This is a genomic window from Candidatus Eisenbacteria bacterium (assembly GCA_018831195.1).
GTDB lineage: Bacteria > Eisenbacteria > RBG-16-71-46 > CAIMUX01 > JAHJDP01 > JAHJDP01.
Window position 1 is genome coordinate 82,579 of sequence record JAHJDP010000023.1, and the last position, 16,023, is coordinate 98,601.

General features: G+C 57.4%; 11 protein-coding genes. 5 read left to right on the forward strand and 6 right to left on the reverse strand.

The features are described 5' to 3' along the window. The first annotated feature begins 66 nt into the window (after positions 1-66). Positions 67-504, forward strand: coding sequence for a heme-binding domain-containing protein (locus tag KJ970_03955; protein ID MBU2690057.1), 438 nt, complete (start codon positions 67-69; stop codon positions 502-504). On the opposite strand, the gene mfd is transcribed toward KJ970_03955, so the two are convergent. Beyond that, entirely contained in the window at positions 484-4,131 is a 3,648-nt protein-coding gene (mfd, locus tag KJ970_03960) for a transcription-repair coupling factor (GenBank protein MBU2690058.1), read from the reverse strand. The two genes, KJ970_03955 and mfd, sit on opposite strands and share 21 nt — an antisense overlap. Positions 4,132-4,310: 179 nt before the next feature. On the opposite strand from mfd, the gene KJ970_03965 reads away from it, so the two are divergent. The 3 genes from KJ970_03965 (at position 4,311) to KJ970_03975 (ending at position 6,897) form a co-directional block, all read left to right on the forward strand. Continuing rightward, the gene (locus tag KJ970_03965) at positions 4,311-4,781 is read left to right on the forward strand and encodes an OsmC family protein (protein ID MBU2690059.1); all 471 of its coding nucleotides are present in this window, start codon (positions 4,311-4,313) and stop codon (positions 4,779-4,781) included. 131 nt (positions 4,782-4,912) lie between these two features. Beyond that, positions 4,913-5,188 carry a Smr/MutS family protein gene (locus tag KJ970_03970; GenBank protein ID MBU2690060.1) on the forward strand — a complete coding sequence of 92 codons (276 nt, stop codon included), beginning with the start codon at positions 4,913-4,915 and terminating at the stop codon, positions 5,186-5,188. Next, positions 5,188-6,897 (forward strand): T9SS type A sorting domain-containing protein, encoded by a 1,710-nt coding sequence (locus tag KJ970_03975; protein MBU2690061.1) that lies wholly within the window; start codon positions 5,188-5,190, stop codon positions 6,895-6,897. The genes KJ970_03970 and KJ970_03975 overlap by 1 nt, the downstream gene beginning before the upstream one ends. Position 6,898: 1 nt before the next feature. On the opposite strand, the gene KJ970_03980 is transcribed toward KJ970_03975, so the two are convergent. The 5 genes from KJ970_03980 to KJ970_04000 form a co-directional block, all read right to left on the reverse strand. Beyond that, the gene (locus KJ970_03980; GenBank protein ID MBU2690062.1) at positions 6,899-7,483 is read right to left on the reverse strand and encodes an NAAT family transporter; all 585 of its coding nucleotides are present in this window, start codon (positions 7,481-7,483) and stop codon (positions 6,899-6,901) included. A gap of 77 nt (positions 7,484-7,560) precedes the next feature. After that, positions 7,561-9,090: an aromatic amino acid ammonia-lyase gene (locus tag KJ970_03985; protein MBU2690063.1), complete on the reverse strand. Its 1,530-nt coding sequence runs from the start codon at positions 9,088-9,090 to the stop codon at positions 7,561-7,563. 236 nt (positions 9,091-9,326) lie between these two features. Then, positions 9,327-11,558, reverse strand: a complete 2,232-nt coding sequence (locus KJ970_03990; protein MBU2690064.1) for a BatA domain-containing protein — start codon at positions 11,556-11,558, stop codon at positions 9,327-9,329. A 26-nt stretch (positions 11,559-11,584) separates the two neighbouring features. Further along, entirely contained in the window at positions 11,585-12,541 is a 957-nt protein-coding gene (locus tag KJ970_03995) for a DUF58 domain-containing protein (protein MBU2690065.1), read from the reverse strand. Positions 12,542-12,574: 33 nt separating this feature from the next. Beyond that, the gene (locus KJ970_04000) at positions 12,575-13,585 is read right to left on the reverse strand and encodes a MoxR family ATPase (protein ID MBU2690066.1); all 1,011 of its coding nucleotides are present in this window, start codon (positions 13,583-13,585) and stop codon (positions 12,575-12,577) included. A gap of 357 nt (positions 13,586-13,942) precedes the next feature. Here KJ970_04000 and KJ970_04005 point away from each other — a divergent pair, with 357 nt between their 5' ends. Beyond that, entirely contained in the window at positions 13,943-15,940 is a 1,998-nt protein-coding gene (locus tag KJ970_04005) for a 2-oxoacid:acceptor oxidoreductase subunit alpha (GenBank protein ID MBU2690067.1), read from the forward strand. Positions 15,941-16,023: the final 83 nt, after the last annotated feature.

Here is a 16,023-nt window from a genome sequence, read left to right on the forward strand (position 1 = left end):
GAGAGGCCAATATACGCTGGAGCCGGAAACCGATCTCCCTCTCCGGCGACCCATAAGGAGCCCGTTATGAAACGATCCCTCGTCATCATCCTCATCCTGCTGGCGGCGGCTGCGATCACCATTCAGCTCGTTCCCGTGAACCGGACCCATCCCGTGGCGAATCCGGATGATGCCCTTCAGGGTCCGGCGACCCACATCCTGGCCCGCTCCTGCTTTGACTGCCATTCCTACAACACCACTTGGCCGTGGTATGGCCGGATCGCCCCCGTATCCTGGATGCTTCGCCGCCATATCGAAGAGGGCAGAGGAAAACTCAACTTTTCACTCTGGCGGCAATATGCGCCGGAGAAGCAGCTTTATCTTTCCAAAGAAGCGGTGAAGGAGGTCGAGGAAGGCGGGATGCCACTGCCTATCTATCTCCGGCTCCATCCAGAGGCCAAAATCTCGCCGGCGGACCTCGACACCCTCAAAGCCTGGTCATTGTCATTCGAGGGCATCCAGTAGCATCGCGGCGACGCGGATCGCCGCCTTTTCGCCCGGGTGTTTGGCGCGGATCCGGTGGCGGCCGTGCGACTGAAACTCGACCGGCATCGGCATGTCCGATACGAGGGTCTGAATCTCTTTGCGCATCAGCGGCCGGTTCATCTCGATATCGATCAGGTCGTTTCGAATGGTCAATGTCGCGACGCCCACGCGACTCGCTCGAATCCGCAGCTTGCGCAACTCCACCAGATTTTCGCCGGCCGGAGGCATCTTCCCGAACCGGTCCTCGATTTCCGCAATCAGTTCATCAACCTGCTCGATCTTCTCTGTGTCGGCCAGAGTTTTGTAAAGATTCATCTTCTCTTTGGGATCGGTCAGGTAGCTGTCGGATAAATAAGCCTCGATATTGGTGATAATCCGGGCGCTGACCCGCTCCGGCGCTGGAAGGCCCTTCAACTCGCGCACCGCCTCCTCGAGCAGCCGTGTGTACAAATCAAAACCAATATTGACGATAAAGCCGTGTTGTTCCGCTCCCAGCATATTCCCCGCGCCGCGGATCTCGAGATCCCGCAGGGCGAGCTGGAAACCCGATCCCAAATCGTCGAACTCTTCAATCGCCTTCAACCGCTTCTGCGCCGTCTCCGTAATCACACGATTCGACGGAAGCATCAGATAAGCATAGGCCTTGCGGTCGGAGCGGCCGACGCGCCCCCGCAGCTGATACAACTGCGCCAATCCCAGCATATCGACGCGATTCACCAAAATTGTATTCACATTCGGCATATCCAAACCGGCTTCGATAATCATCGTCGAAACCAGCACATCATGCTCGCCGGCGAGAAAGGACTTCATGATATTCTCAAGCTGGCGCTCCCGCATCTGCCCGTGGGCCACCGCCACCCTGAGGTGCGGCACCAGGCCGCGGACATAATTCGCAATGGCGTCGATTGATTCGACACGGTTATGTACAAAGAACGACTGACCCCCGCGGTCGGCTTCCTGCATCAGCGCATAGGCAATGACATCCTCGCGGAATTCAACAATCTGAGTCTGTACCGATTGCCGGTTCCGCGGCGGCGTCCGGATGATCGACATATCCGTGGCACCCATCAATGACATATGCAGCGTCCGCGGGATCGGCGTCGCCGTCATCGAAAGATGATCGACCGTCTCCTTGAGATGCTTCAGCCTCTCCTTGTGCGCCACACCGAAGCGGTGTTCTTCATCGACGATAAGAAGCCCGAGATCCTTGAACTCGACATCTTTCTGAATCAACCGGTGCGTGCCGATGAGGATATCCACCGAACCGGCTTTCAGGTCGGCCAAAATCGCCTTTTGCTCTCTCGTCGTTCGAAACCGGCTGATCACCTCGACGCGAACGGGGTATTTCTCCAAGCGCTCCCTGAAGGTCTCATAGTGCTGTTGCGCCAGCAGCGTGGTCGGTACGAGGATGCCGACCTGCTTCCCCTCCAGCGCCACTTTGAAAGCGGCCCGCAACGCCACTTCGGTCTTGCCATAACCGACATCGCCGCAAATCAACCGCTCCATCGGCACAGCTCGTTCGAGATCGGTCCGTACCTCTTCGATCGTTTTGGCCTGATCGGGCGTCTCCTCAAAAGGAAAAGACGCCTCCATCTCGGTTTGCCAAACGGTATCAGGCCCGAAGGCATAGCCGGGCCGGCTCTTGCGGATCGCATAAGTGCGCAGGAGCTGGCCGGCCATCTCTTTCACGGACTTCTTGACGCGGGCTTTTGTCTTTTGCCATTGGCCTGAGCCGAGTTTGCTCAGTGAGGGACGGACACCCTCCTCGGCCGAATAGCGCTGCACAAGATCGAGCTGATCGACTGGAATGTATAACTTGTCGCCGCCCGCGTACTCGAGCAGCATGCAATCGGTTTCCTGGCTGTTGACCACCAGCCGGCGGATACCCTTATAAACGCCGATCCCGTGATCTATATGAACAACGAAATCCCCCGCGCTCATGGCGAGAAGCTCTTTCAAGCTGATCCCGCGGCTGTAGCGCCGCCCGGCGGTCCGGCGCCGCAGACGCCTGAAAATTTCATGATCGGTCAGAACAGCCAGCCCCGCCTCGGGGCACTCAAATCCCTGCGCGAGGTTGCCGACTTCAAAGACAGCCGGAGCCTCAGCCATCAGCTCTTCAAGCCGGTCCCGATGATTCGCTGTGTCGCAGAAGATCCAGATATCGATGCCGCGGTCCCGCAGGCGGTACAGGTAATCCCGAGTCAGCTCGAGGTTTCGATTGAAGCGCTCTTGCGGCCGTGTTCGTAATGTTAAAGGCCTTGCCGTTTGCTGCGTTCCGGGCACGATCCGCGGGGCGGGCAGCCCGCCCCCCTTGCCGGAGGCGCCGCTCCAATCCTCCAAACCCTCTCCCACCCCGGCCAAATCAACACCGCCGCGACTCAGCGGTGATGGGATCTCGACGGCAGGGAAATCCTCATCGCTGCCCGCCGGATCGAGGAAGAGTGTCGGGTAGCGGCTCAACAGCCGGGAGAGGTCCTGCTCCATGATGAAATTTTGTTCGGGATTGCCGTAAAGAGACATCCAGGGGGTTTCGGTATCCCAGTGGGTCTCCGCCTTGTCACCCGAAACTTTCGCATATTCTTCCTGGATCGTCGCCTGCGCCGACCGCAGGGCTCGTGACAGCATGAGCGGATTATCGGCGACAACAATTGCCCGGGAACCAAGATAGTCCAGCAATGTTTCCTGGCGAATGTCAAAGAAGGGCGCGATCCATTCCATCCCGGTAAAAGCGGCTTCATTGCGGAGAAAGTCGACGGCGTTTTGCGCCGCTTCCATCTCTTCGCTGCCTTCCTCCGTATTGAGCCGTTTCGAGAGTTGTTTGTCTATCCGGTCCCAATCTTCAGACTCGAACAGCAATTCCCACATCGGAAGAATGAACATCTGCGCCTGCTGCGAAATCGATCGCTGATTGAAAACATCGAACTCCCGCAGAGAGGCGATCTCATCCCCATCCCATTCAACTCTGACGGGATTCTCCAGCCCGAATGTATAAACATCCACAATCCCGCCGCGATGAGACATGTCGCCGTACTCGCCGACAAGGGGTTGGTTCTCATAACCTAGACGAACCAGGATGCCGAGAAACTCTTCCTGATCGATTGTTTGCCCCAGCCGGAGATGAAAGATCCCGCTGCGAAAACGCTCGACGGGCGCCAGCCTCTTAAGAATCGCGGGGAGGGTGCTGAGGATAATCCACGGCTGCGCATCATGGTTGAGAAGCGCCGCGAGGGTTTCGATCCGTCCGGCGCGATAGGGGACTTTGGGATGTTGCGACCCGTAAACGGGAACGCCCAGGTCCGGGAAGAGGGCCATATGCTTCTTTCCGATGAGAAACTGGATATCCTCACGGGCGTCCTCCATCACGCTGCTCTCGGGAAGGAGGTAAAGCACTGGTCCACGCCCTCTGCTGGCTGCTTCGCGGGCCAGCCAGGCGGCGGCCACCGTGCGTGACGAGCCGCATAACCCCCCCAGCAGAAACGACTCGCCCGGCTCTTTCACATCCAGTAGATGCCGCTGGAGGATATGAAAGGCCTCGGCCCCCGAGATTCTGTCGAGGAGCCGCCGTTCCAACGTCTCAGGGATCTTTTCCGTTGTTTCAGGCGCCATAGGTGTCCAGTCTAGCCCTTGGGCCGGTCTGGGGAAACGGGTCTCGCGTCGGGAATGGGATAAAAATGGCCGGGCGCGGCGGGGCCAAGCGCCCATCGAAGGCATCACTTGATCATCCGCCGGCGAATGAATATACTGCGAAGTTGTTTTTGACTGACAAGGTCCATTTGGAGGTTTACATGGCCGCACCATCCAACACGATGAGATCCGTGTCGACCTGGAAAAGTGGCGCGCACTTCGAGCATATCGCGAAGAGCGGCGTTCCCTATCAGACAGACGCCAGGCTGGAGGGGTTTGATCAGGATACTCTCGCCGGCGCCGGGCCCATGGAGATGCTCCTCGGTGCCTTGGCCGGCTGTTCCGGTTATGATGTGGTGAGTCTTCTGAAGAAAATGCGGGTCGAGCTGAAATCCTTCAGCATCGAAATCGACGCGGAGCGGCGTAGGGAAAACCCCCGCATATTCAAAAGCATCAATGTGTTGTATAATATTGATGCAGAACCATTGGATTCCAGAAAGATCCTTCGGGCGATCAACTTTTCCGTCGACAAGTACTGCGCTGTTTCCGCCATCCTCAGCGCTACGGCTGAAATGAATTGGACGCTCCGCTGTGGCGGCGAAGAGTTTACGGGGACGATGCACTCAAAATGATTTTTTTAAAACCGGGATCATCGGGGGGGGCGTCGTTCGGGGATGATGAATCCTCCGGCAAACCGCCGGCCAGGGTAAAAAAATCATCCGGCAGGCCGCGGGCCGGGGATGATGAATTCTCCGGCGAGCCCATGCAACTGCCCATTGAGGATGTGATTGATCTCCACGCCTTCCACCCGCGCGACATTCCCGATGTGGTGGCGGATTACCTTTGGGAGGCGGTGGACCGCGGATTTTCAGAAGTCCGGATCATTCATGGGAAAGGAACGGGCTATCAAAAAGATGTCGTGACCGAAATTTTGAAGAGCCATCCGGCCGTGGAGTCCTTCGCTTCCGCTCCACCGGAACGAGGACATTGGGGAGCCACTGTCGTCCGGCTGCGTCAAGTCAACGGAGGTAAATCTTAATGAAAGCGACCCGTATGACGAACAGGAAGAGTTTTCAGATTCCCCTATTCATTTGTTGTTTTCTCTTTTTAGCTCCTGCCGTTGTTACAACGGGATGGGCGGATGACCCGGCGGCTTACGGCCCACGGTGTATCAGGGATCAACTCAAAGTCTACGAATCGATGGCCCAACCTGTAGATCCGGGCGACTACCAGATGAGTGACGGAATGACCCCGCCGCCGGATCCGGGACTCGGCGATTCCTGGGATTGGTATATCTGGCATCTGGCTGGATACCCCACGGCCACTTTGGAATCGTGTACAATCCGCGGCGTCGGCGACAATGTTTATGTTGTCGTGGAAGATTCGCGCTGGAATGTCCATGTGAATCAGGAGGATGTTGATCTGATCCTTGAACATTTCGATAACAGCAGTGTCGGCCCCTATCCCACTCAGGGAATCTGGGATCTCAACACATCGCATTTCGGTTTCCCGCCCGATCCCCTCGATAACGATCCGCGCATCTACATTCTCTACTATGATTTTGATGTCAGCTCCGACGGATTCTTCTGGATTTACGATCAATATCCCGATGGAACACAGCCCTTCGCCTCCAATGAATGCGAGGTCATCTATCTGAGTTGCGCCGTCAGCGATCCGGGGGGTGACTACCTGACCGCCGTCGCAGCCCATGAATTCGAGCATATGATCCACCACAACTACGATACGAATGAATCCTCCTGGGTGGATGAGGGATGCGCCGAGCTGGCGATGTGGCTGTACGGCAACCCCGACAACATTGTGGGCTTCAACTCCGTACCGGACAACAATCTGAGCGTTTGGAACGGCACCTTCTCCGATTATATAAAAACCTATCTTTGGACTCTCTATTTCTTCGAGCGCTACGGCGGGCAGGTGGCGATTAACAATCTGGTTCAACAGCCGGGCAACGGCATCCCCGGATATGAAGCCGTGCTCGACGCCATGGGTTATACAGAAAACTTCGCCGATGTCTTCAGTGATTGGGTCGTCGCCAACTATGTCGATGACGAAACATTACTCGACGGCCGTTTCGGCTATTCCGGTGAAAGTCTCCCGGTTTTCACGTCGATACTGCGAAGCAGCTATCCGGCGGGACCGTACAACGCCGCTGTGCAGCACTGGGCCGCGGATTATGTCAAGTTTATCAATGGCGAACCGCTGGGGCTTCTGTTTAACGGACTCGACAGCTCGACCTTCGCCGCCCGGGTCGTCACCTACTCCGGGGGCTTGGCGACGGGCGTGCAGGACTTACCCCTGGATGAAAACCAGGACGGCTTGCTCGATTTTGAGGATTTCGGCGGAAGTGTCGATCAATTGGTTCTGGTCGCAGCGAATCTGACCAGCGGAACCGGATCGGTCACCTATTCCTATGCCACAACCACGCCGGCCGATGTGGCTGACCTTCCCGCCGCGGCGTCCAGCTGGCTGACCGCCGCGCCGAATCCCCTGAGACCCGGCGGCGCCCTGCGTTTCCAGACGCCGCGGGACGTGTCGGTTCAGGTGGAGTTGTACGATGCGGCGGGGCGCCGGGTTTGGAGCTGGGCCCGGGAAGAGGTCTCCGCCGGCATTCAGGAAATTCCGTGGGACGGGCGGGCTTCCAGCGGTGCATTGCTGGCCCCCGGATACTATTTCGCGCGGATGCGGGCCGGTGGGCTCACAAAAACATCCGGGGTTGTCGTCATCAACTGAGTTACTGAAAGTATCGCGTCAGACCGTCTAAAAAGAGTTGTACAGCGAGGGCGATCAGAACCATGCCGGTTAACCGTTCCATGGCGATCAGCCCTCGTTTTGTAAGTATCCTCATCAAAAATGTTGAAGCGAAGAGGAGAACAAAAGTCGCAGCCCAGGCCAGCCCGGCGGCCAGCAACAAACCCGGCAATTGACCCGGCGCTCCGGTCGAGAAGAGGAGCAGAACCGCCAGCAGCGAAGGTCCCGCAACAAAGGGGATCGCGAGAGGCACCAGCAGCGGCTCCCCTTCGAGATCATCCTCCGGGGTTGCGGAATGTGACGCAAAGACCATTCTCAAGGCGATCAGGAAGAGGATGATGCCGCCGGCGATACTCACCGACTGCTCCTTCAGTCCCAGAAAATTCATCACGGTACGCCCGCCGAAGATAGTGATGATGATCACGAGCAGGGCCAGCAGAAGCTCCCGGATGAGAACCCTGCGCCTCCTCCGTTCGGGGATTCGATCAAGAATCGAAAGAAAAACCGGTATATTCCCAAAGGGATCCATAATGAGAAACAGCGTCGCAAATACAGATATAATATCCATAGCCCACCTCGGCCTCTCACACAGACAGGTCATATGAAGAGGATCCGTAAGATCCTGACAATGTCGGGCGACTGTTTTTAGTAGATCGCCAGCTCGCCGATCTCCGATTCAACGGCATTGAGAATGGCGAGGCTCTTAACGAGGGCCATCATCGTGTTGTGATCCGTATAGAGCGGCCGGTCCTCGCCAAGAAAATCGACATGTTTTCGGATTTCACTTTTAGCGGCCTGCGTGCCCTTCCCCGGTGTGAAGGTTCTGAAGTCGAGCCCTTGCGCGGCGCCCATAAACTCGATCCCCAAGACACCATAGGCGACCTCAAGGATCTGATGCGTCTTCAACGCCGTATTCATCCCCATCGAGACAAAATCCTCTTGATCGGCCGCGGCGGGAATCGATTGTATATAGGCCGGAGCGGAAAGAATCCGCTGTTCGACAATCTGCATATCGGCGGTGTATTGGCTGAGCATCATGCCGCTCATGAGTCCCGCGCCCTTGGTGAGGAAGGGCGGCAGGCCGACGCTGAGAGCCGGATTCGTCAGCCGGTTGAGACGCCGTTCACTCATAACACAGACCATCGTGATCGAAGCGCCGAGGGTGTCAAGCGGCAGGCTGATCGGCGTTCCCTGGAAGTTGGCTCCGGTCAGAACAACCTTGTCCTCCGGTAAAAAGATCGGATTATCGCCCACGCCGTTCGCCTCGATCTCGATCTGCGAACGGGTCCATCGCATCTGATCGCGCATGGTGCCGAGCACCTGCGGGGTCGACCGCATGCTGTAAGCGTCTTGTACTTTAACTTTTTCCTTGCCGGTGGCGAGATCGGACCCTTCAATCACCCGCCTGATATTTCCGGCGCTGGTGACGGCGCCCTGAAAACCCCGCAATGAGTGCAGGCGGGTGTCGTAGGGCTTGAGATTCGCTTTGAGCGCTTCCAATGTCATGGCCGCGGCGATCTCGGCCTGCTTCAGCCACCGCTCGGCATCATAGAGAATGAGACAGGCCATCGAATTGATCAGGTTGGATCCGTTGATGCAGGCCAACCCATCGCGGGCCATCAATCCCGGAATGGGGATTCCCGCTTTCTCAAGAGCTTCACGACCCGGCATGCGCACGCCTTTAAATGTGGCCTCGCCCTCCCCCATCATAAGCAGCGCGATCTGGCTCATCGGGGCCAAATCACCGCAGGCGCCGACGGAGCCCTTCCGGCAGACCACGGGCGTGACACCCTTGTTGAGCATCTCGACCAGGGTCCGTGTTATTTCAGGACGGCAGGCGGAATAACCGTTGGCATGCACATTGGCGCGCAACAGCATCGCGCCCCGCACCCACTCGATCGGACATGGGTCGCCGATCCCGGCGGCGTGATTATAAATAAGATAACGTTGAAATTGCTTAACCTGGTCGTCATTGAGGACAACTTCGGAGAACTCACCAATACCGGTATTCACCCCGTACATGATCTCGCCCGCAACGATCCGCTCTTCGATAAAAGCGCGGCATTTCTTGATGCGTTCGACGGCTTCGGGGTGGAGTTGAACTTGATCGCCGAATCGGGCGACGGCGACGACATCGTCGACCGTTAGATTTTTCCCGGTGAGAGTGATAGACATTGCGAACCTCCGGTCTTCTGCGCTCGGGCTCAAAAAAACAGAGCGAAAACCCGAGCTTATTTCGGGTTGATCGCTCCCACCCACCCCGCAGCAACCTTACCTTCGGTCCGCGTCCTCATATTATGGACGTTTAGAATCCCGCAGCGCAAGCCCCGGCGATGGAGCGGACGGACGCCAAAAGCGAGAGCGCTTGCAACTCGTTGATAGAAAACAAGATAAAGGATAAATGGTCGCCCTTAAAGCGCGATCCGGCCCCGCGCCAGGAACGACTCGGCGATCAATAGAAAGAAGACGAGGACCAGTAAGATCCGCCACAGCTCTTTCCCGAAGCGAGCCTCGAGCAGGGTGCGATCGAATGATTGCTCCGCCTCGACGCGAACGGCCTTTTCTCCAAAGAGGGTTTTGATCTGTACCGCCGTCATCGGATGCAGATCCGACTCATCGGTGTCCAGATTCACGGCGGCGCGCATGAGGACCTCATCCGGCTCTTTGACTAATGTATAAATACCGGGGATCGGCAATGGATCGGTCACAACCACCGTTCCCTCACCCGAATCGCGAACCTGCACGGGGATGTCCAAACCTTCCGGCCCGCGGCAGATGACGCGCCGGTCCCCGACACGGCGGGGGTCGGTCACCCAGCGCAGGGGCTCGCCCGCCTGCAGACCGCTGCCGCGCCCCTCTTCGCGCCGGATAAGATAAAAGAGCGATTTATGGACCATCGGGAGAAAAGATCCGCTGGTCGGAAACTCACTCCACTCACCGTCAAAGGATGAAGTGAAGAGCAACAGCCCCTGATCCTCAACCAAGGCGGGGAGGCCGTTGGAAAAGGCCGCAAGAACCTGCCCGGAAGCTCCCACACGGCACTCCAGCGCTTTGCGGAAACGTGTCTGGGTAAGGGTCTGCCCGGGGCCGATCGCGAATCCGCTGAAGATCGGATGACCGGTGCGTTCAGGCCGTAGAACAAAGTAGGCCTCCTCGCCTTCCGAGACATGCAGGCCGCCCAATCGAAGATCGGTCAATCCCTCCAGCAGCACGGTATTGTAATAGCGAGGATCAACACGATCCCCCATAACAATAAAGAGGCCGCCGCCGCGCGCCCGGAAAGCCGCCAATGATTCCGCCGCCTGACGGGGAATGCGGCCGACATCGAGAAGAATCACCACATCGGCCTGAATCTCGCCGATGAAGGCCAGATCATCGGCGGAAACCGGCTCCACCGAGAAAAGACGTTCTTGATCGACCGGGGCGGCTCCTGATGCGGACCAGGGATCCAGCGCCAGCCGGAGATATGCGGCGCCTTTTGCCACTTCGGGATCATTCGGGGATCCACCCAGAACAAGGAGAACACGATAGGTCCTGTCCTCGCCCATGGCGATGAAGCGGCGGTTGTCGGCGTCGAGCGCATCGGCGACCGACTCCAGAACGAATCCATCCAACGCGGCCAGGTCACCTTCGATGTCACCTAGACCCATCTCCGCCGGCTCAACACTGAGCCCCTCGATCGGAAAGGCTGTTTCACCCACGAGTTGAGGCGATGGCCCGGCGGTTAACGCCCGGACAACGTAACGTTCAACCGGCCTTTCGGAAAAATTCCTGGCCTGTACAACCATCCGCCCCCCGCGGGAGGGATCGACCGGATCGGGTTGAAAATCGGCTCGACGCAACGCGACATTGTCGCGCCGCTCGCCCCAGACCGGCAGGAGATAAAGACGGATCTCTTCATTGCGCAGCAGGAGGCCTGAAGCCTCCAATCCGTCCATCGTTGAATCGCCGCCCGCCGGATGCTCCCCGCCGGCCCGGCGCAGAAGATCATCGCCATCGGCCCGTTGAAAATCGGAGATCACGAAGATCTCTTTGTTCAATGTCTTGCTGTCGGCCAGGAGATCCTGCGCGCGGCCGATCGCCTCATAGAGATCCGACCGCGTCATCCGCACTTCGGCCCTTTCCAACGCTTCACCGATCAGGCGGAAATCATACACCGGCGTTTCATAGGGGATGCGGACGGAAGAGGCGGAAAAGATCAGGTAAACCCGGTCGCCTTCCTTTAACAAATTCAGGATCTCGGCGGCGCGCTGCCGCGCGAGGTCGAATCTCGTCAGCACGTGGCTGCCGGATAGGCTCGGCGCGTCATCGCCGCCGGAGAGCAAAGCGCCCATGCTGTACGAATCATCGAGAATGATCGCCAGCGTTGAAGGGCTTCTTTCAGTCACGCTCCCGAAACCCTTAACGACGGGACGGCCCATGGCCAGCGCGAACAAGGCGATGATCAAAACACGCAATGCCAGCAGAAGCCACTGGCGCAATTTCATCCGGCGGATTTTCTTGCGATTGATCTCTTGCAGAAATTGGATACTCGAGAAAGGCTGGTTCTTGGCCTTCCTTCTGCTGAAGAGGTGTATCAGAATCGGGGCGGCGGCGGCAAACAAACCCCAAAGAAAGACACCATTAAGAAATCCAAAGGGCATGGGACCTCAGTTTCTCTATTTCCAGATCAATGCAGTTTCTTGCGCTTCTCCAGATACCGGAGCAATGCCAGATCAAAGGGCATATCGGTCCGAATCTCGACATAATCGACATGATGATCCGCGCATTCCTTCTTGTACAATTTCTTCCAGGCCGCCAGCCGCGCTTCGTATTCGTCGGCGATCTCCCACGGGATCGTCGTCAGCTTTTCTTGTGTTTCCGAATCGATAAAAACCGACTCCTCTTTGAAAGGAAAATCGATCTCGGCGGGATCCAGCACATGAAAAACAATCACTTCGTGCTTGCGATGCCGAAAGTGTTTAAGTCCGGAAAGGATCTTCGCCGGGTCGTCCATCAGGTCGGAGATAAGGATGACCAATCCCCGCCGGCGGACTTGCGCCGCTAAATGATGCAGGGATTGTCCGATCTCGGTCGTTCCCTGCACACGGGCCTTGTCCAGTTCGGCCAGCACCAAGCGCAACTGGGACGGCGCGCTTCGCGGCGGAACAAAACGCAGGACCTGGTCGGCGAAGAGCAGCAATCCCACGGAATCCTGCTGATGAAGCATGAGATAGGTCAGGGCGGCGGCGAGGCGGACGCCGTAATCGAACTTTGAGAATACGGCGCCGCCGGACTTATACCCCATCGAGGCGCTGGCGTCCAGAATGAGGTGGGCGCGGAGATTTGTCTCTTCTTCATACTTCTTGACGTAGTAGCGGTCCCGCTTGCCGTAAACCTTCCAATCGACATGCCGGAGGGAATCGCCGGGCATATACGGCCGGTGCTCGGCGAATTCAACGCTGAACCCATGATAAGGACTGCGATGAAGCCCGGTGAGAAAACCCTCCACCACGAGCCGCGCCACAAGATCGAGCCGCTGCAGCTTGCTGACAAGCAGCGGATCGAGGTGCACAAAGCCCTCACCCGCCGATTCGGCGCGCTGCTTCCGTCCACTGAAGATTCCTGTTTTTGAGCGCGCCGTCATAATCCGCCCGTCTCTTCCGCAAAAACTTTCACATTATTTCCCGGCCGGCTCCGGCACCTCTTTGATAATCCGGTCGATGATATCGGTGACCGTGATCCCTTCCGCCTCGGCGTTGAAGTTTGTGATGATCCGGTGCCGCAGCACCGGCAACGCGAGCTTCCTGACATCCTCACAAGAGGGCGTATCCTTGCCCAGCAAGACGGCGCGGGTCTTGGCGCCGAAGATGAGGAACTGACTGCAGCGCGGGCCCGCTCCCCAGGAGACCCAATCTTTGACGAATTGAAGCGAGGTCGCCTTCGGCCGCGTCGCGCGGGCAAGCTGTACGGCGTACCGCACCACATAATCACTCACCGGAACGCGGCGAATGACCTTCTGCAGGCGGACAATATCGTTCCCTGTCAGCACCCGATGGATATCCGGCTCATTGTCGCCGGTTGTGGAAGAGACGATTTCAACCTCTTGAGCCTCCTCGGGATAATCGACAAAAATGTTAAACATAAAGCGATCGAGCTGCGCCTCCGGCAACGGGTAGGTGCCTTCCAACTCAATCGGGTTTTGCGTCGCCAGCACAAAGAAAGGCGGTTCGAGCGGAAATGTTTGGCCGCTGGCGGTCACCTCTTTTTCCTGCATCGCCTGCAGAAGAGCGGCCTGCGTCTTTGGGGGCGTCCGGTTGATTTCATCCGCCAGAAGAAGGTTGGCGAAAACCGGTCCCTTGATGAATTTGAAGACGCGCTGGCCCGTTGTACGGTCCTCTTCGAGCACTTCGGTCCCGGTAATATCAGAGGGCATCAGATCGGGCGTGAACTGAATCCGGTTGAACTTTAAATCGAGCACCTGCGCCAGCGTCGAGATGAGCAGGGTCTTCGCAAGCCCCGGCACGCCGACCAGAAGGACATGGCCGTCGGAGAAGAGCGCGATGAGCATTTCATCGATGACCTGATCCTGCCCGACAATAACTTTACGAAGCTCTTTGAGGATCCTTGCCCTGGCCGAGGTCAACTCTTCCATAGCGGCAATCGCTTCAGTGGCGGATTCTGAACTCATGACTCCCCCTTCAGTAAAAACAAAAGGCGACAGAATGATCCTGCATCGATCCGTTTACCTTCGACCCACGGTGAAAAGCCGGCGCGGAAGGACTCCATGGAGAACCCTGGCGCCCTCCTCGTACCACTTGAAGGCGCACTGAGTTCCACCGATCCAAATCCAGGTTCAACCTATGCTATCAGGCCGGCCGAGCCGCGCCAAGACCATAAGAATCGCTGATACGAACCCCTGTGTTTTTGTAATGAATAAGTTCTGTTCATGCCTTTTAAGGGGTGTTAGTCTTACCTGTTGGTGCGGCGCCCATTCGGATGCCGGCCCTTCCTTGTCCTGATCAGCAGGCTCATAAGGAGAATAATGATGTCTCAGAAAAAGCGTGAGGCGTCGACCAAAAACCGTGATCCGCAGAGGCCCGAAGTGACTCCGACCGAAAAAAACCCTGAGAAAAAGAGCCCCGCATCAGATGGCCCTTCGAGGCCCAGGAAAGAGCCCCAGCGCCATCAACCGACCCGCGAGCAACGGGATCATGTTGTCCTGCGTCTCGCCGGCGATTCGGGCGATGGGATGCAATTGACCGGAAATCAATTCACCCGCACCTCGGCCCTGTTTGGGAACGATGTCGCGACGCTGCCTGATTACCCTTCGGAAATCCGGGCGCCCAAGGGGACGCTCCCGGGTGTCAGCGCCTTCCAAATTAATTTCAGCAGCCTCGACATTCATACGCCGGGCGACCGGCCGGATGTTTTGGTTGCGATGAATCCCGCGGCGCTGAGAGTGAATCTCACCGACCTGGAACCCGGAGCCATCATCGTGGCCAATACGGGAACCTTCATCGAGCGGGAGTTCAAGAAGGCGGGTTATACAACAAACCCCCTTGAAGATGGCAGCCTCGACGGCTTTCGCGTCATCTCCGTTGATATTTCGTATCTGACCAACCAGGCCCTCCAAGAGATCGATCTCAGCACCCAGGTCAAGGATAGCTGCAAAAACTTTTTCGCCCTCGGTCTGATGTACTGGCTCTTTAATCGCCCGATGACCGCGACCGAATCCTGGATCAAGGAAAAGTTCAAGCCTACTCCGACGCTGTGCGAAGCCAATCTCAGGGCGCTTCAGGCCGGATGGGCCTACGGCGAAGCGACCGAACTCTTTCAGAACACATACGAGGTCCCGCCGACCGTTCTTCCGCCTGGCAAATACCGGAATATCAACGGGAACTCGGCTGTGGCGCTCGGCTTGATTGCGGCGGCGCAGAAGAGCGGCAGGCCTCTTTTCTACGGCAGCTACCCGATTACGCCGGCGTCGGATATCCTTCACGAGTTAAGCCGTTATAAGAAATATGACGTCTTGACCTTTCAGGCGGAGGATGAGATCGCCGCCATGTGCTCTACCATCGGCGCGGCCTTCGGCGGATCGATCGCGGCGACGGCGACCAGCGGCCCCGGACTCGATTTGAAAGAGGAATCGATCGGCCTGGCCTACATCATGGAACTACCGATCGTCATCATTAATGTACAACGCGGCGGACCAAGCACCGGACTTCCGACAAAAACAGAGCAATCCGATCTTTTGACGGCCATTTACGGACGGCACGGCGACGCCGATCTTCCGGTTATCGCGGCCTCTTCGCCGCCGGAGCTCTTTCACATGACCTATGAGGCCGTCCGGCTCGCCGTCAAGTATATGACGCCGATCATCCTGCTCTCGGATGGATACCTGGCCAACGGCGCGGAACCATGGAACATTCCAAAATATAAAGATCTCCCGCCTATCAAGGTGAACTTCCGGACCGATCCCGAAGGATTTCAACCCTATCTCCGCGACCCTATCACCTTATCACGGCCTTGGGTGGTCCCCGGCACGCCCGGAATGGAGCATCGCGTCGGCGGTTTGGAGCGGGATGCCGAAACGGGCAGCGTCTCCCAAGATCCGCTCAATCACGAGAAAATGTCAAAGCTGCGGGCCGATAAGGTGATGCGGATCGCCGATGACATTCCCCCGGCCGTCGTTGAAGGGTCGCAGGAAGGGGACATCCTCATCGTTTCATGGGGAAGCACCTATGGCCCCATACAGAGCATTGTTCAGCAATTCGTCGACGGAGGCGATACGGTGGGGCATGTCAATCTGCGCTATCTTAATCCCTTTCAGAAAAACCTCGGCGAGATTCTCAAGAGGTTCAAGCGGGTCTTGGTTTTTGAACTGAATTTCGGGCAGCTGTGCCTTTTGTTGAGAGGCCGCTTTCTGATTGACGCCAGATCCTATACAAAAGTTCAAGGCCAGCCCTTCAAACAGTTCGAAATCCACCGGGCGATTGAACGGGAATTAAAGGATATGCGTGCCGGGAAGGGAGCGGCAAAATGACCCCGAAAATACTCAAGCAGAAGGGCGGTTCGACCGGCGGCGGCCAGGTGCTGAAGGAACTGAAGGACTCGGGCGGCAAGGAC

Bases quoted from the DNA above. Each gene is read 5' to 3' on its own strand.
- KJ970_03955 (MBU2690057.1), top strand. From the start codon at position 67: ATGAAACGATCCCTCGTCATCATCCTCATCCTGCTGGCGGCGGCTGCG.
- mfd (MBU2690058.1), bottom strand. From the start codon at position 4,131: ATGGCGCCTGAAACAACGGAAAAGATCCCTGAGACGTTGGAACGGCGG.
- KJ970_03965 (MBU2690059.1), top strand. From the start codon at position 4,311: ATGGCCGCACCATCCAACACGATGAGATCCGTGTCGACCTGGAAAAGT.
- KJ970_03970 (MBU2690060.1), top strand. From the start codon at position 4,913: ATGCAACTGCCCATTGAGGATGTGATTGATCTCCACGCCTTCCACCCG.
- KJ970_03975 (MBU2690061.1), top strand. From the start codon at position 5,188: ATGAAAGCGACCCGTATGACGAACAGGAAGAGTTTTCAGATTCCCCTA.
- KJ970_03980 (MBU2690062.1), bottom strand. From the start codon at position 7,483: ATGGATATTATATCTGTATTTGCGACGCTGTTTCTCATTATGGATCCC.
- KJ970_03985 (MBU2690063.1), bottom strand. From the start codon at position 9,090: ATGTCTATCACTCTCACCGGGAAAAATCTAACGGTCGACGATGTCGTC.
- KJ970_03990 (MBU2690064.1), bottom strand. From the start codon at position 11,558: ATGCCCTTTGGATTTCTTAATGGTGTCTTTCTTTGGGGTTTGTTTGCC.
- KJ970_03995 (MBU2690065.1), bottom strand. From the start codon at position 12,541: ATGACGGCGCGCTCAAAAACAGGAATCTTCAGTGGACGGAAGCAGCGC.
- KJ970_04000 (MBU2690066.1), bottom strand. From the start codon at position 13,585: ATGAGTTCAGAATCCGCCACTGAAGCGATTGCCGCTATGGAAGAGTTG.
- KJ970_04005 (MBU2690067.1), top strand. From the start codon at position 13,943: ATGTCTCAGAAAAAGCGTGAGGCGTCGACCAAAAACCGTGATCCGCAG.